We start from the raw sequence: 24,596 nt of genomic DNA, 5'->3' as shown, positions 1-24,596 counted from the left end.
GCTCAGCGCACTGTGACGCGGCTCATTTCCTGGCCGTCTTCGCTCATCACGTGTGTCGAGCAGGCCAGGCAGGGGTCGAAGCTGTGCAGCGTGCGCAGGATCTCCAGCGGCTGCTCGGGGTTGACCATGGGCGTGTTCATGAGCGAGGCCTCGAAGGCGCCGATCTGGCCCTTGGTGTCGCGCGGCGAACCGTTCCAGGTGGTGGGCACCACGCACTGGTAGTTCTCGATCTTGCCGTCCTTGATCTTGATCCAGTGGCCCAGCATGCCGCGCGGTGCGGCGACCGTGCCCACGCCCTTGGCCTCTTTCGGCCAGGTGGACGGGTCCCACTTGTCGGCGTTGACGGTGCTGGTGTCGCCGGCCTTGATGTTGCCGATGAGCTGCTTGAAGTCGTCCATCATCATCTCGGCGGCGTACTGGCTTTCCAGCGCGCGGGCCAGTGTGCGGCCGATGGTGGTGGGCAGCAGCTGCTTGAGCGAGAAGTTGGTTTCCGGCAGGCCCAGGGCCTTGGGGATGGCGCTGTTGATGGCGACGGCGGACGCGTCCACCTGCTCCTTCACGCGCTGGCAGTGCTTGTTGCCCTGCATCGCGTGGGCGTAGCCCAGGATGTAGCGCGACAGCGGGCCGACCTCGACCGCGTGGCCGCGCCAGCGCGGGCTCTTGATCCACGAGTACTTGGCGCTTTCGTCGAGGTTTTCGATCTTGGTGCGCGTGCCCTTGAAGTTGGGGCCTTCGGGGGCGTAGTTGGCTTCGGTGACGCCGTCCCAGGGGTGCAGGCCCTTGGTTTCGTCGCCGTACTTGTACCAGCTGTGGCTCACGAATTCCTGCACCTGCTCGGGGTCGCGCGGGTCGATGGCGTGGATCTTGTCCCAGTTGCCGTCGAGGATCACGCCGCCGGGCAGCTGGTGCGTGCTGTGGTCATAAGGCACCTTTTCATACGTGCCGTAGTCGGCCACGTTGGTGGCGCTGAGGCCGCCGCCGTAGAGCCAGCCGGCGTTCTTGTAGATGGTGCCGATGGCGAGCACGTCCGGGATGTAGACGTTGTTGTTGAAGTCGATCATTTCCTGGATGCGGGCCTGCACGAAGTTCAGCCGCTCCATGTTGATCGGGGCACCGGCGGCGCCGTTGCCGTCGAGGTTGATGGCGCAGGGCACGCCGCCCACCAAGTAGTTGGGGTGCGGGTTCTTGCCACCGAAGATGGTGTGCACCTTGACCCACTCTTTCTGCAGGTCCAGCGCCTCCAGGTAGTGCGTCACGGCCATCAGGTTGGCCTCGGGCGGCAGCACATAGGCCTTGCTGCCCCAGTAGCCGTTGGCGAACGGCCCGAGCTGGCCGCTTTCAACGAACTTCTTCAGTCGGTTCTGCACATCGCGGAAGTAACCGGGCGAGCTCATCGGGTGCGCGGGCGACACCATCTGCTGCAGATCGCTCGTCTTCTTCGGGTCGGCCTGCAGGCAGGACACGACGTCCACCCAGTCCAGCGCGTGCAGGTGGTAGAAGTGCACCGCGTGGTCGTGCACCTGCAGCGTCTTGGCCATCATCTCGCGGATCAGGTGGGCGTTCAGCGGGATCTGGATGCCCAGCGCGTCCTCCACCGCGCGCACCGAGGTGAGCGCGTGGCAGCCGGTGCAGACGCCGCAGATGCGTTCCACAAAGGCCCAGGCGTCGCGCGGATCGCGGCCTTTCAAAATCACTTCCAGACCGCGCCACATGGTGCCGGTGGAGACCGCGTTGCGGATGACGTTGTTACTGTCGAGGTTGACCTCGCAGCGCATGTGGCCCTCGATGCGCGTGACCGGGTCGACGACGATGCGCCGGCCGGTGTTGTCCATCTTGAAGCCCTGTGTTTCGTAAGCACCCATGGTGTTCTTCCTGTTTGTTCTGGATCAGCTGTTGGAAGGCGCGGCTTTTTTCTCGACGGCCTTGTCGCGCGAGCGCTTGGCCACCGAGATGGCGGCATGCGCCGCGACCGCGGCACCCACCACACCGGCCGCCGTGCCGCCGATCTCGTCCGCATTCGCTTCGATGCCGAAGGCGTGGATGTCGGTGAGGCGGTCGTAGAACGAGCCCTTGTCCCAGAAGCCGTCTTCACTGCAGCCGATGCAGCCGTGGCCGGCCTTGATCGGGAAGCTGGTGCCCTCGTTCCACATCACCGTGGAGCAGGCGTTGTAGGTGGTCGGGCCCTTGCAGCCGACCTTGTAGAGGCAGTAGCCCTTGCGCGCCGACTCGTCGTCCCAGGTCTCGACGAACTGGCCGGCGTCGAAGTGCGGGCGGCGGTAGCACTTGTCGTGGATGCGCTGGCTGTAGAACATCTTCGGGCGGCCCTGGCGGTCCAGCTCGGGGATCTTGTCGAAGGTCAGCATGTAGGTGATCACGCCCGTCATCACCTCGGGGATGGGCGGGCAGCCCGGCACCTTGATGATGGGCTTGTCGGTGATGACCTTGTGGATCGGCGTGGCCTGCGTCGGGTTCGGCTTGGCGGCCTGCACGCAGCCCCAGCTGGCACACGAACCCCAGGCGATGATGGCCTTGGCGTCCTTCGCCACGTGCTTGAGCTTCTCGATGAAGGGCTTGCCCGACTGGATGCAGAACATGCCGTCTTCGTTCAGCGGCGGGTTGCCCTCCACGGCCAGGATGTACTGGCCCTTGTACTTGGTCATGATCTCTTCGAGGATCGCTTCGGCCTGGTGGCCGGCGGCGGCCATCAGGGTGTCGTCGTAGTCCAGCGAGATCATGGAGAGCACCACGTCCTTGGCCAGCGGGTGCGCCGATCGGATGAACGATTCGGTGCAGCAGGTGCATTCCAGCCCGTGCAGCCAGAGCACCGGGGTGCGCGGCTTGGTTTCCATGGCGTGCGCGATCATCGGCACGAACGAGGGCGCCAGCCCGAGCGAGGTGGCGGTGAGCGAGCAGTACTTCAGAAAGCTGCGGCGCGAGATGCCCTTGCGGCGCATCACCTCGTAAAAGGTTTCCATCATGGTTGTGTCTCCGTGGGCTGGTGTGGGGCGGAACCGGGCCCCGCCAATGCAGGCAGGTGTGTAACCGTTCGCAATCGCCAGGCCACGATGGACCAACCAAGGGAAAACACCGACCAACGCGTTTAACGCATTGATTTGCATCGACTTTTTCCGACCCGTTTTGTCGATTCCAAAATCAAGTGCCGACGTGATGGACGGACAACTTCCATTCGTATCAACAAAACGAAAACAAAAAAGACACTCTCGGAAACTCACCCGCCACCCACGCAGGCAAAAAAAAGCCGACCCTTGCGGGGTCGGCTTGTGATCTCTGGCATCTCTTGGGGACGCTGAAGCAATATTTTCTGGTTGGACTGGGTTGTCTCCTCGGTCCCCCGCGGTCACCAGCGGCGTGCGCTGGGTGCGAGTGGTGCCTACTGTAATGCCTTGCACCAGCGCTGTGCATCCGGGGTTTCCCTTGCTCCCTTGCAGGGTGGCACAGGATGTGCTCAGTGCCGGGGGTCGTTGGAAAAGGTAACAAGATGCACCAAAACCGTAGATCCCCCGGATCCGTGGCGGCCGGGCTGGCCCTCGCCATCCCCTCGCTGACCTGTGCGCAGACCGCACCTGCCGTGGCCACCAGCCCCGCAACCGACGCAGCGGCCACGCTGCCCGGCCCGGCGCTCGCCGCCATCAGCACCATCAGCGGGGCCGACACCGCCTGGCTCATGGTGTCCACCGCGCTCGTGCTGCTCATGACGCTGCCCGGCATCGCCCTCTTTTATGGCGGCATGGTGCGCCGCCTCAACGTGATCAACACCATGGCCAGCGTGGTCGGCATCGCGGCGGTGGTCAGCGTGTTGTGGTTTGCGCTGGCGTATTCGCTGGCGTTCACGCCCGGCGACGGCGCGCTGGCGGGCTGGATCGGCGGCGTCGAGCGCATGGGCTTTGCCGGGCTCGATTACCTGGGCGCCACCGGCCAGGTGGCGGTGAGCCACATCGCGCCGCACGTGCCCGAGTCGGTGTTCGCCATGTTCCAGCTCACCTTTGCCATCACCACCTGCGCCCTCGTGGTGGGCGCGCTGGTGGAGCGCATGCACTTCGGCGCCCTGCTGCTGTTCGCCAGCCTGTGGCTGCTGCTGGTGTACGCGCCCGTGGCCCACTGGGTCTGGGAGCCGGGCGGCTGGCTGGCCCAGCTCGGTGCGCTGGACTTTGCCGGTGGCGCCGTGGTGCACATCAACGCCGGTGCGGCCGCGCTGGTCTGCGCCTACGCCCTCGGCCCGCGCCAGGGCTACGGCCGCGAACCCTTCATCCCCTTCAACCTGGGCCTGACCATGGCCGGCACCGGCCTGCTGTGGGTCGGCTGGTTCGGCTTCAACGCCGGCTCGGCGCTCGCCGCCGACGGGCGCGCCGGGCTGGCGCTGGCCGTGACCCACATCGCCGCCGCCGCGGGCGCGCTCTCGTGGATGGCCGCCGAATGGCTGGCGCGCAAACGCGCTTCGCTGCTGGGCCTGTGCTCCGGCGTGGTGGCCGGACTCGTGGCCATCACGCCGGCCGCGGGCTTCGTCACGCTGCGCAGCGCGCTGATCATCGGGCTGGTGGCGGGTGCGGTCTGCTACTGGGGTGCCACCGGCCTGAAACGCCGCCTGCGCGCCGACGATTCGCTCGACGTGTTCGGTGTGCACGGCGTGGGTGGCCTGGTGGGCGCGCTGCTCACCGGCCTGCTGGCCGATCCGGCCATCGCCGGGGTGGAGGGCAGCGTGCTGACGCAGCTGATCGCCTGCATGGCCGTGCTGACCTACAGCCTGGTCATGACTGGCGTCGTGCTGTGGATCACCTCGCGTGTGGCGCGCCTGCGCGTGCACGAGGTGGACGAACGCGCCGGGCTCGATCTGTCGCTGCACAACGAACAGCTCGGACACTGAGCGGCTGAGGCCGCCGTGAACCACCCGACCCGCATGCCTTCGCACCAGCCTGGGGAGTGACGCCATGACATCCACCGAAATCTTCGCCACCGCCGCCCATCTGCATGTGCTGCTGCGCCGCAAGACGGGGCGCGTGACCGACACCGAGTGGATGGCCACCAACGCCGACTACGCGCGCGCCATCGTGCGCTTCGCCCGCGAAAAGGCGGCCAGCGACGGGCTGGACGAGCTGCTGCCCTGGGCCGCCAAGCTGGAAACCGCGAGCACCGGCATGGGCGCGCTCGTGCGCAAGCCCCTGCTGCAGAGCGCCGCCGAAGCGCTGCGTGCCGCGCAGACGCCGCCGCCCCAAGCCAGCCGCCCCAGCGGTTTCGCCGACCTGGTGCCGGCGAGCGGGTTCCGCGAGTCGGCGCTGCCCTCGGGGTTTGACGGCGGCAAACGAACCGATGCCGACGGGCCGGACACGCCGCGCTACGTGGGTGGCATCCGCTAGTCTGGAGTCACATCCCGGCCGCGATCCAGCGCGCCGCCTTCTCCGCGATCATCAGCGTCGGGCTGTTGGTGTTGCCGCTGGTGATGGTGGGCATGACGCCCGCGTCCACCACGCGCAAGCCGGCCACGCCGCGCACGCGCAGGTGGCTGTCGACCACGGCCATGGGGTCATCGGCGCTCCCCATCTTCGTCGTGCCCACCGGGTGGAAGATGGTGCTGGCGATGTCGCCGGCCAGGCGCGCGAGCTCGTCGTCGGTCTGGTACTGCACGCCGGGCTTGAACTCTTCGGGTTGGTATTTCGCCATCGCCGGCTGGGCCACGATGTGCCGCGTCACGCGCAGGCTGTCGGCCGCGACCTGCCGGTCCTCGGCCGTCGAGAGGTAGTTGGGCGCGATGGCGGGCGCGTCTTCGCCGCGTGCGCTGCGGATGCGCACATGGCCACGGCTGCCGGGGTTGAGGTTGCAGACGCTCGCGGTGAAGGCCGGGAAGCTGTGCAGCGGCTCGCCAAAGGCGTCGAGGCTGAGCGGCTGCACGTGGTATTCAAGGTTGGCGTGCGGCTGCGCCGGGTCGCTCTTGGTGAAGGCGCCGAGCTGGCTGGGCGACATGCTCATGGGGCCGCTGCGCTTGAGCGCGTATTCGAGGCCGATGCTGGCCTTGCCCCAGAGCGAATTGGCCAGGGTGTTGAGCGTTTTGCCGCCCTGCACCTTGTAGACCGAGCGGATCTGCAAATGGTCTTGCAGGTTCTCGCCCACGCCGGGCAGCTCGTGTTTCACCTCGACACCCGCGGCCCGCAGCACCGGCGCCGGGCCGATGCCCGAGAGCTGCAGGATCTGCACCGAACCGATGCTGCCCGCGCTGAGCACCACCTCGCGCGTGGCACACACGCTCACACGCTGGCCACCGCGCTTCAGCTCGGCGCCGGTGCAGCGCAGCGCGCCAGCCGCGTCGCGCTCCAGCCGCAGGCGCTCCACCTGGGTTTCGGTCCAGACCGTGAGGTTGGGCCGGTGCATCACCGGGCGCAGAAACGCCTTGCTCGCGTTCCAGCGCCAGCCGGCTTTCTGGTTCACCTCGAAATAGCCCACGCCCTCGTTGTCGCCGGTGTTGAAGTCGTCCGTGGCCGGGATGCCGGCCTGCTGCGCGGCCTGGGCAAACGCGTCGAGCACGTCCCAGCGCAGGCGCTGCTTTTCGATGCGCCACTCGCCCGTGCTGCCCACCGCCTTGTTGCCGTGCAGCAGCGTGAAGGCGGGGTTGCTCAGGCTCTCGTTCGCCGCGTCGAGGCGGTAATGGTCTTCGTGCGCCCGGAAGTCGGGCAGGCTGTTCTGCCAGCGCCAGTCGGCGTCGCCGGTGAGCTGTGCCCACTGGTCGTAGTCGCGCGCCTGGCCGCGCATGTAGATCATGCCGTTGATGCTGGAGCAGCCGCCCAGGCCCTTGCCGCGCGGGTAGCGCAGTTGGCGGCCGTTGAGGCCCGGGTCGGGTTCGGTCTGGTAGAGCCAGTCGGTGCGCGGGTTGCCGATGCAATACAGGTAGCCCACCGGGATGTGGATCCAGTGGTAGTCGTCCTTGCGGCCGGCTTCGATCAGCAGCACACGGCGCGACGGGTCGGCCGAGAGCCGGTTGGCCAGCAGGCAGCCGGCCGTGCCGGCGCCGATGACGATGTGGTCAAACGTGGTGGTGTCGCTCATGGTGGGTTCACTCGGGTGGCAAGCTGTCGTCGGGCAGGCTGAAGTCGCCGCGGTGGTAGGCCGCCACCACCGCCTCGGCCTCAGTGAACCGGTGCGCGGGCACCAGCACGCGCACCTGGATCGCACCGGCCAGCAGCGTGTGCGCCTGCACCAGGTGGGCGTCGGCCACCACCGCGGGCACCCCGGCGGACTGCAGGCAGCCGCGCAGCAGGTAGGCCTCGGTCGGGCTGAAGAAGGTGGCCAGCGTCTGCCAGTCGCCTTCGGCCGGGTCGTAGGGGCTGTCGCCGTGCATGGTCAGGGGCGCCAGCGAAGGCGCCGGGTATTTGAAATGCTCATGGTCTGCTCCCAGGAATGGCGCGAGTTTGTGGAACGGCCGCGCAAAAGTCCAATGAAATCGCCCGCGGCTTGGTATAAGTTCGGCAAATAACGAACACCCCCATGCCCACGCCCGTATCCCCCAACGCCCCGCCCGGCCGGCTGCCCACGGTGGACCCGCAGACCCTGCGCGCCTTCGTCGCCGTGGCGCGCGAAGGCAATGTGTCGCGCGCCGCGTTGCGCCTGCACCTGAGCCAGCCCGCCGTGAGTCTGCAGCTGAAAACCCTGGCCGAGGCCACGGGGCTGGCGCTGTTCACCCGCACGCCCCAGGGCATGGCGCTCACGCACGACGGCGCGGCCCTGCTGCCCATGGCCGAGCGCGCGCTCGCCACCCTGGCCGACTTCGGCCAGGCCGCCGCCGCCCTGCACACCACGGTGCGCGGCACGCTGCGCATCGGCACCATCCTCGACCCCGAGTTCACCCGGCTCGGCGCGTTCCTGAAACAGCTCGTCGAGTCCAGCCCGCAGGTGGGCACCGAGCTGCGCCAGGGCATGAGCGGCGACGTGCTGGCGCAGATCGCGCGCGGCGAGCTCGACGTGGGCTTCTTCCTCAACCTGCCCGACGACCCGGTGGGCGCACCCTACCGGCTGCGCGCGCTGACCCGCTTCACCTACCGCGTGCTCGCGCCCGCCGGCTGGGGCCCGCAGGTGCGCGGCAAAGACTGGAAAGCCCTGGCCGCCCTGCCCTGGCTCGCCACGCCACCGGCCAGCGCCCACCACCGGCTGCAGCGCCGCGTGTTCGGCCCCGGTTCGCTCACCGGGCTGGAGCCCCGGCGCGTGGCCCTGGTGGACCAGGAAGCGTCCATGCTCGACCTGGTGAAAAGCGGCGTCGGCCTGAGCCTGGTGCGCGACGCCATCGCCATGCGCGAAGCCCAGGCCCGCGGCCTGGTGGTGGCCGACCAGGTGGCGCTGGAATGCGACCTGAGTTTTGTTTGTCTGGCCGAACGGGCGGGGGAGCCGGTGATAACGAGTGCCTGGGGGGCGCTGGAGGCGGTTTGGGGGTAAGGGGGTGTTCGTTTGACTTGTTTCGACCGAGGCTGTGTGAAAACTCCGCCTCAGCGCATTCGGACAGAAGTACGACCTCCCAGACCGATCCGAAAGCGCCGATCTCGATTTAGGGAAGGGGGTCGAGAACCCCTGAATTTCCGTTTTCAGCGTGTTTTCAGACAGCCTCGACCCGTTGCGGACATCGACACCTCAAAAGGGACGACCGGTATGCGGCGCTCACCGCCCCTTCGGGAATCCGTTTGGCTGAGGCTGAGACAAACCACTGACCGCAATTTGCCAGTGGAGGTGCACACGCGGATTCAACTTATAGATAAGGCTCGGCTTAAGACTTTTCAGGGTCGGATCAATAGTAGTCACCGCACCTGGTAAATATCATGCGGGACTATGCTCGAATGGGAGACAGGGTGGATAACCCCGAGCTTTCAGAAGGATCAGGGCTTCTAAGAATTGAACAAAGATTGAGACGCGAATGAGATACAATAGTTGCCATTTTACTAAAATGGAGCACATAGCATCAAACATCAAGCCGCCGGAGTAATAGTTTTTTCATGAAAATATCATCCCCGATTTTCTGTCGGAGCTGGTTCAATAGTTGGCTGCTTCAACGGGGCTCGGACAGGAGCAGCAGGAGCTGGGACAGGAGGAGCAGGGGTTGCCAAAGCTTCTGGAGAACCTGGTGTCAACTCAACAAATACGATTCCTGCCAAGACCTTATCCTCTTGCCAACTAATATCACCACACTTTAATTCGGAAGTCTGCCAGTTGTAATAAACATGGTCAAATATGCCGCGAGTTATAGCTTGAAATTTATACCAGTTAGTGTTAGAAATATAGATTCTTCGAATTTCCAGAGCTTGACTGATTGGCACCCCAGAAACAAAGGTCTTCTTTCCGCCGTTTTCCCTGTGCCGTCCGGTTAAACATATATCTTTTGCTTTCTCCGCAACCAGTTGAATGATCCGTTGATTACTTTCCGAAAACCCATTCGAATCACGGACCAGATTGGATGTGGAAAGACATCCGGTCAATGTGAACGCAATCCCAATTGACGAGCACAGCTTATAAAAGGAAAAAGACATTTTTACTCCAGGTTGGAACAGGTTTTCGAGAAGACTTCAGGACCAATCGTGTCAACGGTGAGTTGCACATTGAGGTACCGCTGTATGAGCAGTTTTTCGACCGGGCGACACTTCGCTTGCGCGTCTACAAGGACAAATTGAAGGTGCAGTTGTACTAAAGCAGATCCAACCAGGGGCGAACGGACGCATGTTCTGCTGACCCGGCACAGGAACTGGGCGCTCTGTGCCTAAAGCACGGAGGCAATGGTGTTGACATCTTTTTTAATCACCCAGCAACCAAGGATGACGACAGTCTAATACCAACCAAGGGAATGGGGATTTGCTAATCGGACGTATGACCTGAAGTGTCCGACACCTGTCCACCGCAAACTCGCAGCTCAGCCAGCCCACCTCCCCTACCGCACCGCCCCAAACCGCTGCTCCATCTCGCGCCGCATGGCCTTGCGCACCTCGGCCGCCGCGTGGCGGCGGCGCTCGTCGGGCGTGAAGGGGCGCAGGGGGGCCACGGGGGTGGGTTTGCCGGCGTCGTCGACCGCGACCATGGTGAAGAAGCAGCTGTTGACGTGGCGGTTTTCCTGGGTGCGGATGTTTTCCGCGATCACCTTGATGCCCACTTCCATGGACGAGTTGCCGGTGTGGTTGACCGAGGCGAGGAAGGTGACGAGTTCGCCCACGTGGATGGGCTGGCGGAACACCACCTGGTCCACGCTGAGCGTCACCACATAGGCGGCGGCGTATCGGCTGGCGCAGGCGTAGGCCACCTGGTCGAGCAGCTTGAGGATGGAGCCGCCGTGCACGTTGCCGGAGAAGTTGGCGGTGTCGGGGGTCATCAGCACCGACATGCTGAGCTGGTGGGCGGGCAGTTCCATGGGGGTCTTCGCGGGGGGTGGGTTGAACGGGGATTCGGCCGGGCGCGGGCACGCGCAGCCGCGATGTTGCCACGCGGCGCAAAACGAATGCGGGTGGTGGTCCTGCGCCACGGTGTTCCGCGCGCAAAATGGCGCCACCGCCACCGAAGGCACCCACCGCCCGCCCCCGACTGCACCGTGAACGCACACCACCGCCCTCCCTACCGTGTTCTTTTCCTCTGCATGGGCAATATCTGCCGCAGCCCGACGGCCCACGGCGTTTTCGAAGCCCGGGTTCAGGCCGCCGGCCTGGGCGACCGGGTGCAGGTGGACTCCGCCGGCACGCACAGCTACCACGTCGGCGCCCCGCCCGATGCGCGCAGCCAGGCGCACGCGCTCCAGCGTGGCTACGACCTCTCGACCCAGCGCGCACGGCAGCTCCAGGTCAGCGACTTCGAACATTTCGACCTGATCCTGGCGATGGACGGGGACAACCTCGCACTGGCCCGGGAGCGCTGCCCGCCCCAACAGGCCCGCAAGCTGCGGCGCTTCGCCGAGTTCTTCCAGCACCATCACAGCGCCGTGGTGCCCGACCCTTACCAGGGCGGGGCCCGCGGGTTTGAAGAGGTGCTGGACCTGGTGGAAGACGGCTGCGAAGGGCTGATGCAGCACGTGCGACAGGCGCTCGACGGCGCGGGCTGAACCGTCGCTCGCCGGGGCGTTCCGGGGTACGCTCAACAGGCCTGTCCTCTGGGAATCTATGCACATCCTCTGGAAATACCTCCGTCCCCAGCGAAAGCTCGTCGCGCTGGCCTTGCTGCTGGCCGCCGTGAGCCAGATTCTGGCGCTGGTGGACCCCATCATTTTCGGCTGGCTGATCGATGGTTACGCCACACAGCGCCACACCAAGAGCGACGAAGAGCTGGTGCGCGGTGCGCTGCTGCTGCTGGCCCTGGCGGTGGTCGTGGCGCTGGCGTCACGGGCCACCAAGGCGGTGCAGGAATACGTGACCCGGCTGGTGGTGCAGCGCTTCGGCACGCAGATCTTCAACGACGGCCTGCGCCAGACCATGCGCCTGGAAATCCAGGAGTTCGAGGAGCGGCGCAGCGGCGAAACCCTGTCGTTGCTGATGCGCGTGCGCGCCGACACCGAGCGCTTTCTCAACGCCTTCATCAATGTGCTGTTTGCCGCGGTCATCGGCATGAGTTTTCTGGTCTGGTACGCCGTCACCAAGAGCTGGGCGCTGGTGCCGGTGTTCCTGATCGGCCTGCTGGTGCTGGGCGGCCTGAGTGGTTTGCTCAGCCGGCAGATCCGTGGCCAGCAGCGCTCGATCAACCGCGAGACCACGCGCAACGCCGGCTTCATCACGGAGTCGCTGCGCAATGTGGCGCTGATCAAGAGCCTGGGGCTGACCTTTCGCGAGATCCGCCGCCTGGAAGCCAAGACCGAGGCCGTCTTCGCGCTCGAAATGGCCAAGGTGCGGCACATCCGGTGGCTGACGTTCTGGCAGGGCTCCGCGCTCAGCCTGCTCAAGCTGTCGGTGCTGTTCACGCTGCTGTGGCTCATTTTTCGCGACGTGCTGAGCACCGGCGAGCTGATCGCGATGCAGTTCATTGCCGTGGCGATCCTCGCGCCGCTGCAGGAGCTGGGCACCGTCATCCTGGCGTGGCGCGAAGCCAGTGCGTCGATGAGCAACTTCGCCGAACTGATGGCCCGGCCGGTGGACCGCCGTCCGCCGCAAGCGCTGCCGATCGGTCCGATCGAGTCGCTGCGCTTTGACAACGTGGTGTTCCGCCACCGTGGCGCGCTGGGCAATGCGATCGACGGCGTGTCCTTCCAGGCGGTGCGCGGCGACACCATCGCCTTTGTCGGGCCCTCGGGTTCGGGCAAGTCCACGCTGGTCAAACTGCTGCTGGGCCTGTACCGGCCTGCCGAGGGCGAGGTCTATTACAACGAGGTGGGCAGCCGCAACCTGCGCTACAACGAGGCGCGGCGCCAGGTCGGTTATGTGACGCAGGAGACCAGCCTGTTTGCCGGCACCGTGCGCGAGAACCTGTTGTTTGTGCGCCCCGACGCGAGCGACGAGCAGATCCTGCACGCGATGGCGCAGGCTTCCTGCACCGGCCTGCTGGCGCGCATGCCGCAGGGGCTGGACACCCTGATTGGCGAGTCGGGCACCAAACTGTCCGGGGGCGAGCGCCAGCGCCTGTCGATTGCCCGGGCGCTGCTGCGCGAACCGCGCCTGCTGATTTTTGATGAAGCCACGTCGGCGCTGGACTCGATCACCGAACAGAAAATCACCGAGACCATGCGTGAGGTGTCCAGCGCGCGCACCCAGATCACGCTGCTGATCGCCCACCGCCTGTCCACCGTGCTGCACGCGGACACCATCTACGTGCTGGAAAAGGGGCGCATCACCGAGAGCGGCAGCCATGCCGATCTGGTGGAGCAAAGAGGGCTGTACTACGCCATGTGGCGCCAGCAGATCGGGGAGCGGGACCAGGCGGTCGAGATCGAGCCCGATTGAGCCAAGGGGTCACCCCATGACGCCCAAGAAAAAAGGCCTCGAAACCGAAGTTCCGAAGCCTTTTGCGCTGTGCTCAGCACAAGGCTGAGACGGCTGGACTGCAGGGCTTAGTAGCCGCCGCGGCCACCGCCGCCGCCGCCGTAGCCGCCACCGCCGGAGCGATCACCGCCACCACCGTAGCCGCCACCGCCACCGCCGTAGCCGCCGCCACCCGAACGATCACCACCACCACCGTAGCCGCCGGTGCGGGGAGGACGTGCCTCCATCGGACGGGCTTCGTTCACGGTGATGCTGCGGCCGCCGAGCGACTGGCCGTTCATGCCGGAAATGGCGGCTTGCGCTTCGGCATCGCTGCCCATTTCGACGAAACCAAAGCCTTTGGAGCGACCGGTGTCGCGTTCCATCATGACCTTGGCGCTGGAAACAGTGCCGAATTCGCTGAAAGACTGTTGCAGGTCTTCGTCGCGAACGGTGTACGGCAGGTTGCCGACGTAAAGTTTATTGCCCATGGGGACTCCTCAAAATACATAAAACAAAAGCGATGGGGGTCCCGAAAGCACAACAAACTGGAAAAGTACCGAGGTAGCGCGCGAAACTGACCGATCACCTGACTTGTGCGAGTTTTTCGACTCGCACTCGCGCATTATGCGCCTTGCACGGTGAATTTACCGAATCGGCCAGTGAACATCCCTGGTCCGACACGCCACAGGCCTCCTGCACCGACAAAGAAAAAGCCCGCAACTTCTTCAAGTTGCGGGCTTTCTGTCTGGTGCGGCTGGCAGGAATTGAACCCACGACCCCTTGGTTCGTAGCCAAGTACTCTATCCAGCTGAGCTACAGCCGCGAAGCCCTCGATTCTACACACCCATGGGCGGGGTCGAAGCCACGGCGTGGCGCTGGGCGGCTGGCTGTGCCAGGAAGAAGCGCAGCATTTCGGCCGAAGCGTCCGGGCCTTTGGCGTCGGTGTACGAGCCCGCGGCGTTGCCGCCCGACCAGGCGTGGCCCGCGCCGTGCAGGGCCCAGGCCTCGACGAGGCAACGCCCGTCCGCGCCCAGGTGCCGGGTGCGGGTGTAGCGCTGCCCGGCGTCGGTGGTGCCTTCTTCGCGGTGTTCCTTGAGACCGTTTTTGCCCGCCTGGCCCGTGAACGCTGCGAGTGCCTGGCTCACGATCTGGTCACCATTGCTCTGCTGCACCGTGTGGTCACGGTCGCCGTGGAACACGATCATGGGCACGGCCTGGGTGGCGGGGCGCCGCGGGTCTTCGGGCGTGCCCGGAAAATGCGCACGGCCCATCACGACGCGGCCTTTCATGGCGGCCATGGCGGAGGGGATGTCGTGCGCGGCCGCATAGGGCAGGCCCGAGTGGGCGCCCACCGCGGCAAACAGTTCGGGGTGGGTCTGGCCCAGGATCACCGCCATGGCCGCGCCGGCCGACAGGCCCGCCACGTAGATGCGGCGCGGGTCCACCGGCTGTTCGGCCGCCACCGCTTCGACCATGCCGGCAATCAGCGCCGGCTCGCCGCCCTCGCGGACCTGGTCGTGCGGGCTGAACCAGTTCCAGCATCGCGAGGGATTGGCGCTCGCGGCCTGCTCGGGGTAGAGCACCAGAAAGCCGTGCTGATCGGCCAGGCGGTTCATCTGCGTGCCGGCGGCAAAGTCGTCGGCCGACTGGGTGCAGCCGTGCAGCATCACGACCATCGGCAGGGCTTTGGCCTTGGCCTGTGCGGCCTGCGGCGGCAGGTACAGCTTGTAGGCACGGGTGCCGGCCGCCGAGCTGAAGCTGCGCGCAAGGAACTGGCCCTCGGCCGTCTCGGCGGGTCTGGCGGCGGCGGGCCTCCTGGCGGCAGGGGCGCGGGCGGTCGGCGTCTCGGCTTCTGCCGAACCCACCACTTCGCGCGCCACCACCTCGATGGTGTCGCTGTCCCGGGGCGCGCGTTGCCCCGGTGCTGCGCGGGGCGGCTCGGTCGCGCCACCCAGACCCGCCGATGACAGGGCCTTACGGATCGTTTCGGTCACGCCACGCATGGGCCCGCTCTCGGTGTTCAGCCCGGCGGCCTTGAGCGCACGTTCAATGGTGTCTTGGATGTTCATGGCAGTGGCTCTCGGGACGGACAAGGGGCGGTCGGGCGTGTGGAGGCGGTGTTTCAAATCGGGGCTTTGCTTTCGGCAGGCGGTGATGGATGTGCGCCGGCTGCCATGTTGAAGGGGCTTGATGTCAGGCGATGTGTCAGACCATGCGCCCGGCCAGTGCACGGCGCACTTCAGGGCTGGCCTGAAAGACCCCCAGCACCGACACGGACTCGATCGCGGCCAGCGCCAGCTCGGGGGTCACGTCGTCGGCGATGCGCGCCAGACCGACCACCTGGATGTTCAGCCGCTGACCGGCAGCCACCGCGCGCTCCAGATCGGTGCGGTTCAGGTGCTGCAGGCCCAGCATGAGCATGCGCCGTGCCACCGTCTGGCGCAGCGTGTCTGCGTGCGTGGCCAGCAGGTTGCGCACGGCGGTGCGGATCAGGTCGGAGCGGTTGGAATAAAAGCCTTCCTGCACCAGCAGGTCCACCTGCCCCAGATCCACCACGCCCAGGTTGATCGTCATCTTTTCGGTTTCGCCGATCCGGGTTCGGGGGTCGGCCAGTTTGGTGTTCGTCATCTTAATACCATCCACATGGAATCTATATGGATGGCATTTGAACATGTTTCCGCCCAGGCTGCCGACCGGCGCCGCCTGCGATGGCTCGCTGCCGGAGGCACCTGGACCCTCGCACGGCTGTTCAGCGCGCGGCGCTGCACCTATCATCCGCCTGCTTCGGCACTCTCTATCCACCACCAAGGAGCGAACATGGCAGGCAGCTACGAACTGGGTTCGAACGACAAGGGTCAGTTTTCGTTTGTCCTGAAAGCGGGCAACGGCGAAGTGATCCTGCGCAGCGAGCAGTACGACACCAAGGCGTCGGCGGAGAACGGCATCCAGTCGGTGCAGGCCAACTGCGGCAACGACGCGCGCTACGAGCGCAAGGACGCGTCCGACGGGCGCTGCTACTTCAACCTCAAGGCGGCCAACCACCAGGTGATCGGCACCAGCCAGATGTACAAGACGGCGGCGGGTCGCGACGCGGGCATCGAGTCGGTGAAGACCAACGGCACGGGCACGGCGGTCAAGGCCGTCTGAGGCATTCGCCGTTCAGGACACCCCCGCATCGAGCAGTTTCTGCACCAGCGGGTGTTGCACCTTGCGCGCGGTGCCGATGGCGTAGTAATGCTCCTGCACGCCCTCGCAGGAAGCGAACCACTGGAGGCCATAACCCTGCGAAAGCTTGGAGCGCATGCGCTCGGAGGCGGGGAACACGCCCATGCCCGAGGAGCCGAAGGTGGCGAGCAGGGCGCTGTCTTCGAACTCGCCCACCAGATGGGGCACCACACCTTGCTGCTCAAACCACTGGTCGAGGCGCAGGCGCACCGAGGCGTGTGAACTCGGCAGCAGCACCGGCACCTCGGCCAGGCTGTGCGGAAAGTCGTGGCGGGCCTGCTCCAGCCAGGCTTCGGGGGCGTACCAGCCCAGCGGCGAGGAGCCCATGGCGTGGCTGTAGAGCTTGAGGTTGGGGTTGGCGGGCGCGGGCCGGTCGGACAGCACCACGTCGAGCCGGTGCAGGGCGAGATCGGCCAGCAGGTCGTCGAAGTCGTCTTCGTGGCACACCAGGCGCAGGCGCGGCTCTTCGAGCGCCGGGGCCAGCAGCTCGCGCACGGCGAGCTTGGCCAGGCCGTCGGAAATGCCGACCATGAGGCGCACGCTGCTCTGGCTGGTGGCGTCGCGCACGGCGGCGGGCAGTTGTTCGCCGAGCTGGAAGATCTGCTCGGCCACCTGCAGGGCCGCCTGCCCGGCCTCGGTGAGCGCCAGGCCGCGCCCGGCGGGCTTGAACAGCGCGTGGCCCAGCGACTGCTCCAGCAGGCGCACCTGGGCGCTGATGGTCTGCACCGCCATGCCCAGCCGTTCGGCGGCGTGGGACATGCCGCCCTCCTTGGCCGTGACCCAGAAGTAATACAGGTGCTTGTAGTTGAGGTCCTGGCTCATGCTTCGTGGTTGGCTGAATGATTGTTCGTTATTGTCTGCTTTTTCAGAAGCGAGTGCAGCCCTATCTTCGAGGCTCCCTGTTCACCTCTGGAGAACCCTCATGGAACGCACAACACGCCACCCTTCCCTGCCCGCCCGCCCTTCGCTCGCCCTGGACCGCCCGCAGGTGGCCCGGGTGCTGCGCAACACCTACGCCCTGCTCTCGCTCACGCTGCTGTTCAGTGCCGGCGTGGCCGCGCTGGCGGTGGCCGGCAGCTGGCCCGCGCCCGGGCTGGCGATCACGCTGGTGGGCTTCTTCGGCCTGCTGTTCGCGGTACACAAGTTGCAGAACAGCGGCTGGGCGCTGCCCGCCGTGTTCGCGCTCACCGGCTTCATGGGCTACACGCTCGGGCCGCTGCTGACGCACACGCTGGCCCTGCCCGGCGGCGCCGGCACCATCGTGGCCGCGCTGGGCGCCACCGGGGCCACCTTCGTGGCGCTGTCGGCCTATGTGCTGACGACGCGTCGCGACTTCAGCTTCATGGGCGGCTTCCTGTTCGCCGGCATGGTGATCGCACTGGTGCTGGCCGTGAGCGCCTATTTCTTCCAGATGCCGGCCCTGGCGATGGCGGTGTCGGGCCTGGTGGCGCTGCTGTCGGTGGGCCTGATCCTGTTCGAGACCAGCCGCATCGTCAACGGCGGCGAGACCAACTACGTGCTGGCCACCGTGGGCCTGTTCGTCTCGGCCTTCAACCTGTTCACCAGCCTGCTGAGCCTCATGGGCATCGGCAGCAACGACTGATTCCATCCCTTCACCGAAAGGACAAGCACATGCAATCCCTTCCCGTCAACAGCCCGCAAGCCGCCGCCCGGGTCCTGGCCATGGCCCTGGTGGCCGATGGCCACTACTCGATGACCGAACTCCGGGCGCTGGACCGCCTCGACGCGCCGGCCCGCCTGGGGCTGAGCCCGGAAGCCTTCAAGGACGTGCTCGACCATTTCTGCCAGGACCTGCTCACCATCGGGAACGGCCGCTGGACCGGGACGGTCGATGCCGCCACACGCGAGCAGCTCATGGCGGAAATCACCCGGCCCGACTTGCAGGACCTGATCGCGCAGCAGTGCGAGGCCCTGACGCTGGCCGACGGACACCTGGCCGACGGTGAAGTGGATCTGCTGGACGCGCTGAACGCCGCATGGCGCCGGCCACTGGGCGTCTGACCATGAAGACACTGATCTGGAGCCTCACGGCCCTGCTGGCCGCCGTGTGGACCGGGCTGGTGGCCCTGACCCAGCAGCTCGCCGGCTGGCTGCTGGGCGCCGTGGACGCCGGTGCGCTCACGCAGGCGGGCGGCGCGGTGGGTGGCTGGTCGGTCCCGGCAGCGCCGGCCTGGCTGGCCCCATGGGTCGACACCGCAGCACTCGCCGCGCTGCAGGCCCTGGCCGCGGATGGGGTGCAATGGCTGGGCGCGGTGCTGCCCTCGGGCGATGCGCTCATGGCCTGGGTGGGACCGCTGTTGTGGGTGGGCTGGGGTTTCGGCCTGTTGACGCTGCTGGCGGTCGCCGGCCTGCTGCACTGGCTGGTGGGGCGGTTCGCGGGTCACACCAAGCTGCAGGGCACAACCGCCTGAGGCACGGTCGCATCGGCACCGCCGGGCGACCGCACCACGCCGTTCAGTTCTTCCAGAAGAACAGGGCGCTCATCACCAGCCCGGTGACGATCACGCCAAGGCGCACCCAGGCCGCGGGCAGGCGTCTGGACCAGCGGGCGCCGAAGAAGCCGCCCGCGGTGGCCGCCACCATCATCAGCAGCCCGGCTTTCCAGGCGATCGCGCCGGCGATCACGAAGGCCGCCACCGACAACCAGGACAGCACCAGCGAATTCAGGTTTTTCAGCGCGTTGACGGTGTTCAGCCGCGTCTCGCCGGCCACGGTGTAGAGCGCCATGAGCAGGATGCCCAGGCCGCCGTTGAAATAGCCCCCGTACACCGCAACCACGGCCAGCGCCGGTTCGCGCCAGCGGGCCAGGCCGTGCCCTTCGGCCGATGCCGCCTGCGCGCGCCGGGCGATCGCCGGACCGGCGGCAAACAGCGCGGTGGCAAACAGCAGCAGCCAGGGCACGATGCCCGAGAACACCTTCGCCGGCGTGACCAGCAGCAACAGGGCGCCGGCCACGCCGCCGACGGCGCTGATGAACATCTCGCGTTTCAAACGCCGCACAGGCAGTTCACGCAGCTCGGTTCTGAAGCCGAGGGTGCTGCCCAGGTAACCGGGGCTCACCGCGAGCGCGCTGGTGGCGTTGGCCACGATGGGCGGCACGCCGGTGAACACCAGGGCGGGAAAGGTGAGGAAACTGCCACCGCCAGCGATGGCATTGAGCACGCCGGCGGCGAACGCGGCAGCGGCGAGCAGGGGCGAAGCGGTGAGAAAGTCCATGCGCTGATTATTCCGGGCGACCCGTGTTCGATTGCCTGCATGGTGGACAAAACTGTCCGGCGAGAACCGTGCTCCGCACCCGGCCACGCGGGCAGCCTCCGGCGTGAAAGGCCTTCCTTGAGGGGGTCGCGCGCCGCATGGCGGGGTTGCGTGGAGCTTCCTCCGGCGAGAAATGCCCACCCCAGGATGCGGCGGAACCGGCTTTGCCGGGCCACTCGCATCGCCCCCTGGAGGGGGTCGCGCGCAGCGCGGCGGGGGTGTTTCTTCTACCGCGAACGGCCGAGTCGGGCCTGCAGGCGGTCGAGCACGTCGCTGATCGACTTGGCGTCGGCGATGTCGCCCGCCGGGTGGGCCAGCTCGTGCTCGGCCACGGACAGGTTCAGGCGCACGTAGGTGCTGTCGAGCGCGTGGCGCGTGGCCAGCAGCTGCTGGGCGATCTTGGTGCAGTCGGCGCCGTCTTCGAGCAGCTTCTGCAGACCGCGCACCTGGCCTTCGGCGCGGCGCAGGCGGTGCATGAGCTCGGCCTTGCGATCAGCGGCCAGCGGCTGTGGCGGGACGGCGGCGTCGGTCATGGCCAGGCGGCTTCAGGCCGAAACCGGAATGATGTTGGCCACCGGTTCGGGCGCCAGCAGCGAGCCTTCGCGCAGGCCGCGCACGGTGGCGAAGCTGAGCCAGAGCACGATCATGGTGGTGGACGCGAGCAGCAGCACGCCGGCGTTCTGCAGCACGCCGTGCCAGGCGCTGTCGGGCTGCAGCTCGGCCAGGCGCAGGGTGAGCGTGGTGAAGGCGGCGAACGGGAACGACAGCGCCCAGAACGGCACGCCAAAGGGCTGGCCCGCGATGCGGCGCACGACCGGCAACAGCCACAGCACGAAGAACAGCGCCACGCCCCAGAGCGCCTGCACCGCCGCCACCGGCGCCTGCATCTGGATCAGCACCAGGCCGATCACGGCGGGCGGCGCGATGGTGATGAACCAGGCCGGCAGCACGCGCTCGGGCAGCGGGCTGTGGGCGAGGCGCCGCGCCAGCACCAGCGTCAGCACCACGGGCCAGAAGAACAGGCCGATGCCCATCTGCGCGGCCGACCAGCCGTCGATGCCCAGCGGCAGACCCGCCAGCGGCGCAACCACGTTGCCCACCACCGGGATCAGCAGCACCGGCGTGACCGACGGCCACAGCCCCGTGTTGCCCGGGCCCTGGCCGGGCTGAGCCGCGGCGGCCGGCGAGATCCAGCGGCTCAGCACCCACAGCGTGGCCCAGAGCTGGGTGAGGCTGCCCGCCCACCAGAGCACGCGCCAGAGCGGTGCCAGGCCGCCCTCGGCGCCCCCCAGCGCCACACCCACGGTGGCCAGCAGCAGCAGCGACACCGGGAACGCGGCCACGAAGGCGTGGCGCACCGGGTGCTTCAGGTCGTCGGCCAGCGCGGCGGGGTAGCGCGCGATGCGCAGCAGCGAAGCGACCATCAGCGCCAGGAACACCAGCAGCGCGAGCGCGCCGATCACCAGCGCGACGCCGCTGGCCATGTCACCCAGCACGCTGTGCGCGCGGTGCCAGGCCAGGCTCAGGCCGCACAGGCCCATGACCAGTGCGAACCAGCCGGGCATGAGGAATTTCAGGGGCGTGGGGCTGCTCATGGGCGACACCTTGGGTGGTTCAACAAAAGATCAGTTGCACTTACCGCCGGAGCAGGAACCGTTGCCCTCGGGCACACCCAGCTTCTTGAACAGGATGCCGGGCGGGCAGAAGCCGGTGATGCCGGACTGGAACAGGTTGAAGCCAGCGAAGGCGGTCAGCGCGAGGAACCACTCGCTGACAAAAATCGGGCTGCCCGCGTAGCCCAGGGCCAGCGACAACATGACAACAAAACCGGCCATGATGCGGATGTAACGTTCGACGGTCATTTCAGACTCCTAAGAAAGACAGGTTGGAAAAAATCAGGTGGCAGCGGCCGCCAGCGCTTCGTATTTTCGGCGGTACACCGCGTAATACAAGACGGGGATCACGACGAGCGTGAGCAAGGTCGACACCGCGATGCCGAAGATCAGCGACACGGCCAGGCCGTTGAAGATCGGGTCGTCGAGGATGAAGAAGGCGCCCATCATCGCGGCCAGACCGGTCAGGGCGATCGGCTGCGCGCGCACCGCGGCGGACTGCACCACGGCTTCGGCAAAGGGCACGCCGCGCTTCGTTTCCAGCTCGATGAAGTCCACCAGCAGGATGGAGTTGCGCACGATGATGCCGGCCAGCGCGATCATGCCGATCATGCTGGTGGCGGTGTACTGCGCGTTCAGCAGCGCGTGGCCCGGCATCACGCCGATGATGGTGAGCGGGATCGGCGCCATGATGATCAGCGGCGTGAGGTAGCTCTTGAACTGCGCCACCACCAGCAGGTAGATCAGGATCAGGCCGACGCCATAGGCAGCGCCCATGTCGCGGAAGGTCTCAAAGGTGATCTGCCACTCGCCGTCCCACTTCACGGCGTACTGGCGGTACGGATCTTTCGGCTGGCTGATCCAGTACTCGCCCAGCTCGCCGGTGTTGGGCAGCGCGGCCTGGTCCATCGACGAACGGATGCCGAACAGGCCGTAGAGCGGTGAATCGAGCGAGCCGGCCATGTCGCCAAACACGTAGGTCACGGGCAGCATGTCCTTGGTGTAGCGCGGCTGGTCGATCACGCCGCGCTCCACCGTCACCAGCTCGGACAGCGGCACCATGGCGCCGTTGGCCGCCTTCATGGGCAGGGCCAGCAGTGCGTCGAGACCCACCTGCTGGTCCAGCGGCAGCTGCAGGCGCACCGGCACCGCGAACTTGGCGTGGCCGTCGTGCAGGTAGGCGGCGTCCGAGCCCGACAGCGCGGCGTAGACGGTCTGCGCGATCACCTGCACCGGAATGCCCAGCGACTCGGCGCGCTGGCGCTGGATGCGCAGGAAGGCGCGCGGCGCGTGTTCCTTCAGCGAGGTGTCCACGCCCACGATGTCGGGTGTGGCCTTGTAGGCCTCGGCCACCCGCAAGGCAAGTTCGGCGCGGCCTTCCTGATCGGGGCCGTAGACCTCGGCGACGATGGGCGACATGACCGGCGGGCCGGGCGGCACTTCCACCACCTTGACGCGTGCGCCATGGCTGGCCGCGATCTGCTCCAGCGCGGGGCGGTGGCGCTGCGCGATGGCGTGGCTCTGTTCGCTGCGGTCGTGCGCGTCGATCAGGTTCACCTGCAGGTCGCCGCCTTCGGCTTCGGCGCGCAGGTAGTACTGGCGCACCAGGCCGTTGAAGGTGATGGGGCTGGCGGTGCCGGCGTAACCCTGCACGTTGGCCACTTCGGGCTGCGCGGCGAGGTAGGCCGTCATGTCCTGCAGCGCGGCGGTGGTGTTTTCGAGCGGCGTGCCGGCGGGCATGTCCACCACCACCTGGTACTCGCTCTTGTTGTCAAACGGCAGCATCTTGAGCACCACACCCACGAACGAGTTGGGCACCAGCGCCAGGCTCACCGAAAGCAGCAGCGCCCCGCCGATGCCGGCGGCCAGCAGCCAGCGCTTCTTCGCGCTCTGCAGCAGCGGCGTGAGCGTGCGGGTGAAGAAATTTTGCAGCGTGCGCGTGATCTTGCCCGGGCCGTGGGCAGCGTGGCCTTCGCCCGTTTTCGTCAGCTTGAGCGCGAGCCAGGGCGTGACGGTGAAGGCGATGGCCAGCGAGATCGCCATGCCCATGCTGGCGTTGATCGGGATCGGGCTCATGTACGGGCCCATCAGGCCGCTCACGAAGGCCATGGGCAGCAGCGCGGCGATCACGGTGAAGGTGGCGAGGATGGTGGGGCCGCCCACTTCGTCGACCGCGCGCGGGATGATCACCGACAGCGGCACGTCGGGCGTGAGCATGCGGTGGCGGTGGATGTTTTCCACCACCACGATGGCGTCATCGACCAGGATACCGATGGAGAAGATGAGCGCGAACAGCGAGACGCGGTTGAGCGTGAAGCCCCAGGCCCAGCTGGCGAACAGCGTGGCCGTGAGCGTGAGGATGACGGCCGCGCCGACAATCACCGCCTCGCGCCGGCCCAGCGCCAGACCCACCAGGATGATCACGCTGCCGGTGGCGAAGATCAGCTTCTGGATCAGCTTGTTGGCCTTGGCGGCGGCGGTTTCGCCGTAGTCGCGCGTGATGGCGACTTCCACGTCGTCCGGGATCACGGTGTTCTTCAGGTTGTCCAGCCGCTCGCGCACGCCAGCGGCCACGTCCACCGCGTTTTCACCGGGCTTCTTGGTCACGGTGATGGTCACGGCCGGGTGGTTCTGGCCTTGTTGTCCGGCGTGGGCCGCATCGGCGGCGCCGGGCGTGAACCACACGTAGCGCTGCGGCAGCTGGGCACCGGCCTCCACACGCGCGACCTCGCGCAGGTAGATCGGGCGGCCGTTCGAGACACCGACCACGATGTCGCCCACGTCTTGGGCGTTCTGCAGGAACTCGCCGGTTTCCACCGACAGCATGCCGGGCTCGCCCGCCGCGGGGCTGGGGTTGATCACCGAGCCCGAAGGCATGGCCTGGTTGGCCGAAGCAATGGCGCCCTGCAACGCCTGCACGCTCACGCCGCGCTCGCGCAGCCTGGCGGGCTCCAGCCACACATGCACCGCACGACCGGGGCCGCCGATGGTGACCACCTCGCGCGTGCCGGGCACGCGCTTGAGTTCGGTCTCGACCGCGTGCGCCACCCGCTCCAGATCGAGCGCGCTCTGCGCGTCTTTGGTCCACAGCGTGGCCGCCAGCACCGGCACGTCGTCGATGCCCTTGGGCTTGACGATGGGGGTGAGCACACCCAGGCCCTGGGGCAGCCAGTCCTGGTTGGCGTTGAGCACGTCGTACAGGCGCACCAGCGCCTCGGTGCGCGGCACACCCACCTTGAACTGCACCGTGAGCACCGCGACGCCGGGGCGCGCCACCGAGTAGCTGTGTTCGATGCCCTGGATCTGCGAGAGCACGTGTTCGGCCGGAGCGGCGACCATCTTCTCCACGTCGGCGCTGGACGCGCCCGGGAAGGGGATGATCACGTTGGCCATCGTCACGTTGATCTGTGGCTCCTCCTCGCGCGGCGTGACCAGCACGGCGAACAGGCCGAGCAGCAGCGCGACCAGCGCCAGCAGCGGCGTAATGGCGTTGGACTGGAAAGCCCGCGCCACGGAGCCCGAGAAGCCGAGCTTCTCGGGTGGGGATGCATCGTTGGGGTGGCTCATGCTG

Annotated in this window: 24 protein-coding genes and 1 tRNA gene; 9 read left to right on the top strand and 16 right to left on the bottom strand. The window is 66.9% G+C overall.

The genetic code is table 11. From position 1 onward, the window contains the following. Nucleotides 1-2: 2 nt before the first annotated feature. Nucleotides 3-1,862 (bottom strand): nickel-dependent hydrogenase large subunit, encoded by a 1,860-nt coding sequence (locus tag AC23D4_RS15780; RefSeq protein WP_472888257.1) that lies wholly within the window; start codon nucleotides 1,860-1,862, stop codon nucleotides 3-5. Between the two features lie 24 nt (nucleotides 1,863-1,886). Continuing rightward, nucleotides 1,887-2,975, bottom strand: coding sequence for a hydrogenase small subunit (locus AC23D4_RS15775; RefSeq protein ID WP_472888309.1), 1,089 nt, complete (start codon nucleotides 2,973-2,975; stop codon nucleotides 1,887-1,889). A 524-nt stretch (nucleotides 2,976-3,499) separates the two neighbouring features. Here AC23D4_RS15775 and AC23D4_RS15770 point away from each other — a divergent pair. Together AC23D4_RS15770 and AC23D4_RS15765 are read left to right on the top strand one after the other, a co-directional pair. Then, nucleotides 3,500-4,882 carry an ammonium transporter gene (locus tag AC23D4_RS15770; RefSeq protein ID WP_472888258.1) on the top strand — a complete coding sequence of 461 codons (1,383 nt, stop codon included), beginning with the start codon at nucleotides 3,500-3,502 and terminating at the stop codon, nucleotides 4,880-4,882. A gap of 64 nt (nucleotides 4,883-4,946) precedes the next feature. After that, a complete protein-coding gene (locus tag AC23D4_RS15765) occupies nucleotides 4,947-5,372 on the top strand; it encodes a hypothetical protein (RefSeq protein WP_472888259.1) in 426 nt (141 codons plus the stop codon). Nucleotides 5,373-5,379: 7 nt separating this feature from the next. On the opposite strand, the gene AC23D4_RS15760 is transcribed toward AC23D4_RS15765, so the two are convergent. Both AC23D4_RS15760 and AC23D4_RS15755 read right to left on the bottom strand, forming a co-directional pair. Next, on the bottom strand, nucleotides 5,380-7,053 hold the full coding sequence (locus tag AC23D4_RS15760; RefSeq protein ID WP_472888260.1) for a GMC family oxidoreductase: 1,674 nt from the start codon (nucleotides 7,051-7,053) through the stop codon (nucleotides 5,380-5,382). A gap of 7 nt (nucleotides 7,054-7,060) precedes the next feature. Then, nucleotides 7,061-7,345, bottom strand: coding sequence for a putative signal transducing protein (locus tag AC23D4_RS15755; RefSeq protein WP_472888261.1), 285 nt, complete (start codon nucleotides 7,343-7,345; stop codon nucleotides 7,061-7,063). Nucleotides 7,346-7,491: 146 nt separating this feature from the next. Between AC23D4_RS15755 and AC23D4_RS15750 the strand changes: the two genes are divergently transcribed. Beyond that, nucleotides 7,492-8,433, top strand: coding sequence for a LysR family transcriptional regulator (locus AC23D4_RS15750; RefSeq protein ID WP_472888262.1), 942 nt, complete (start codon nucleotides 7,492-7,494; stop codon nucleotides 8,431-8,433). A 560-nt stretch (nucleotides 8,434-8,993) separates the two neighbouring features. On the opposite strand, the gene AC23D4_RS15745 is transcribed toward AC23D4_RS15750, so the two are convergent. Both AC23D4_RS15745 and AC23D4_RS15740 read right to left on the bottom strand, forming a co-directional pair. Then, nucleotides 8,994-9,515 (bottom strand): hypothetical protein, encoded by a 522-nt coding sequence (locus AC23D4_RS15745; RefSeq protein WP_472888263.1) that lies wholly within the window; start codon nucleotides 9,513-9,515, stop codon nucleotides 8,994-8,996. Nucleotides 9,516-9,910: 395 nt separating this feature from the next. After that, complete coding sequence (locus AC23D4_RS15740; RefSeq protein ID WP_472888264.1) at nucleotides 9,911-10,384, bottom strand: acyl-CoA thioesterase; 474 nt, start codon at nucleotides 10,382-10,384, stop codon at nucleotides 9,911-9,913. 222 nt (nucleotides 10,385-10,606) lie between these two features. On the opposite strand from AC23D4_RS15740, the gene AC23D4_RS15735 reads away from it, so the two are divergent. Both AC23D4_RS15735 and AC23D4_RS15730 read left to right on the top strand, forming a co-directional pair. Continuing rightward, entirely contained in the window at nucleotides 10,607-11,065 is a 459-nt protein-coding gene (locus tag AC23D4_RS15735) for a low molecular weight protein-tyrosine-phosphatase (protein ID WP_487623744.1), read from the top strand. A gap of 58 nt (nucleotides 11,066-11,123) precedes the next feature. Beyond that, nucleotides 11,124-12,890, top strand: a complete 1,767-nt coding sequence (locus tag AC23D4_RS15730) for an ABC transporter ATP-binding protein (protein WP_472888266.1) — start codon at nucleotides 11,124-11,126, stop codon at nucleotides 12,888-12,890. A gap of 107 nt (nucleotides 12,891-12,997) precedes the next feature. On the opposite strand, the gene rbp is transcribed toward AC23D4_RS15730, so the two are convergent. The 4 genes from rbp to AC23D4_RS15710 all read right to left on the bottom strand — a co-directional run bounded on the left by rbp (nucleotide 12,998) and on the right by AC23D4_RS15710 (nucleotide 15,539). After that, nucleotides 12,998-13,399, bottom strand: coding sequence for an RNA-binding regulator (gene rbp, locus AC23D4_RS15725; protein ID WP_305362069.1), 402 nt, complete (start codon nucleotides 13,397-13,399; stop codon nucleotides 12,998-13,000). A gap of 258 nt (nucleotides 13,400-13,657) precedes the next feature. After that, nucleotides 13,658-13,734: transfer RNA gene (locus AC23D4_RS15720), tRNA-Arg, on the bottom strand. Between the two features lie 13 nt (nucleotides 13,735-13,747). Continuing rightward, entirely contained in the window at nucleotides 13,748-14,980 is a 1,233-nt protein-coding gene (locus AC23D4_RS15715; RefSeq protein WP_472888267.1) for an extracellular catalytic domain type 1 short-chain-length polyhydroxyalkanoate depolymerase, read from the bottom strand. Between the two features lie 136 nt (nucleotides 14,981-15,116). Continuing rightward, on the bottom strand, nucleotides 15,117-15,539 hold the full coding sequence (locus AC23D4_RS15710; protein WP_472888268.1) for a CopG family transcriptional regulator: 423 nt from the start codon (nucleotides 15,537-15,539) through the stop codon (nucleotides 15,117-15,119). Nucleotides 15,540-15,728: 189 nt separating this feature from the next. Here AC23D4_RS15710 and AC23D4_RS15705 point away from each other — a divergent pair, with 189 nt between their 5' ends. Further along, nucleotides 15,729-16,058 carry a YegP family protein gene (locus AC23D4_RS15705; RefSeq protein WP_472888269.1) on the top strand — a complete coding sequence of 110 codons (330 nt, stop codon included), beginning with the start codon at nucleotides 15,729-15,731 and terminating at the stop codon, nucleotides 16,056-16,058. A gap of 12 nt (nucleotides 16,059-16,070) precedes the next feature. Here AC23D4_RS15705 and AC23D4_RS15700 read toward each other — a convergent pair whose 3' ends face one another. Further along, on the bottom strand, nucleotides 16,071-16,958 hold the full coding sequence (locus tag AC23D4_RS15700; RefSeq protein WP_472888270.1) for a LysR substrate-binding domain-containing protein: 888 nt from the start codon (nucleotides 16,956-16,958) through the stop codon (nucleotides 16,071-16,073). A 100-nt stretch (nucleotides 16,959-17,058) separates the two neighbouring features. Here AC23D4_RS15700 and AC23D4_RS15695 point away from each other — a divergent pair, with 100 nt between their 5' ends. Genes AC23D4_RS15695 through AC23D4_RS15685 form a run of 3 tightly spaced genes read left to right on the top strand, consistent with a single transcriptional unit; the run spans nucleotide 17,059 to nucleotide 18,568 of the window. Further along, nucleotides 17,059-17,739: a Bax inhibitor-1/YccA family protein gene (locus tag AC23D4_RS15695; RefSeq protein ID WP_472888271.1), complete on the top strand. Its 681-nt coding sequence runs from the start codon at nucleotides 17,059-17,061 to the stop codon at nucleotides 17,737-17,739. A gap of 29 nt (nucleotides 17,740-17,768) precedes the next feature. Next, nucleotides 17,769-18,158: a TerB family tellurite resistance protein gene (locus AC23D4_RS15690; RefSeq protein ID WP_472888272.1), complete on the top strand. Its 390-nt coding sequence runs from the start codon at nucleotides 17,769-17,771 to the stop codon at nucleotides 18,156-18,158. A 2-nt stretch (nucleotides 18,159-18,160) separates the two neighbouring features. Continuing rightward, complete coding sequence (locus AC23D4_RS15685; protein ID WP_472888273.1) at nucleotides 18,161-18,568, top strand: hypothetical protein; 408 nt, start codon at nucleotides 18,161-18,163, stop codon at nucleotides 18,566-18,568. A 43-nt stretch (nucleotides 18,569-18,611) separates the two neighbouring features. Here the strand turns inward: AC23D4_RS15685 and AC23D4_RS15680 are convergent, their stop codons facing one another. The 5 genes from AC23D4_RS15680 to AC23D4_RS15660 form a co-directional block, all read right to left on the bottom strand. Then, a complete protein-coding gene (locus AC23D4_RS15680; RefSeq protein WP_472888274.1) occupies nucleotides 18,612-19,373 on the bottom strand; it encodes a sulfite exporter TauE/SafE family protein in 762 nt (253 codons plus the stop codon). A 266-nt stretch (nucleotides 19,374-19,639) separates the two neighbouring features. Continuing rightward, complete coding sequence (locus tag AC23D4_RS15675; protein ID WP_290972829.1) at nucleotides 19,640-19,945, bottom strand: metal-sensitive transcriptional regulator; 306 nt, start codon at nucleotides 19,943-19,945, stop codon at nucleotides 19,640-19,642. A gap of 12 nt (nucleotides 19,946-19,957) precedes the next feature. Further along, complete coding sequence (locus AC23D4_RS15670; protein ID WP_472888275.1) at nucleotides 19,958-21,007, bottom strand: SLAC1 anion channel family protein; 1,050 nt, start codon at nucleotides 21,005-21,007, stop codon at nucleotides 19,958-19,960. A gap of 30 nt (nucleotides 21,008-21,037) precedes the next feature. Then, nucleotides 21,038-21,274 carry a YgaP family membrane protein gene (locus AC23D4_RS15665; protein WP_177136818.1) on the bottom strand — a complete coding sequence of 79 codons (237 nt, stop codon included), beginning with the start codon at nucleotides 21,272-21,274 and terminating at the stop codon, nucleotides 21,038-21,040. A gap of 33 nt (nucleotides 21,275-21,307) precedes the next feature. Then, on the bottom strand, nucleotides 21,308-24,592 hold the full coding sequence (locus tag AC23D4_RS15660) for an efflux RND transporter permease subunit (protein WP_472888276.1): 3,285 nt from the start codon (nucleotides 24,590-24,592) through the stop codon (nucleotides 21,308-21,310). Nucleotides 24,593-24,596: the final 4 nt, after the last annotated feature.

Source organism: Hydrogenophaga sp. L76, assembly GCF_057654755.1.
Note: the sequence above shows the minus strand (reverse complement) of the source record. Positions and strands in the feature narration are given on the sequence as shown.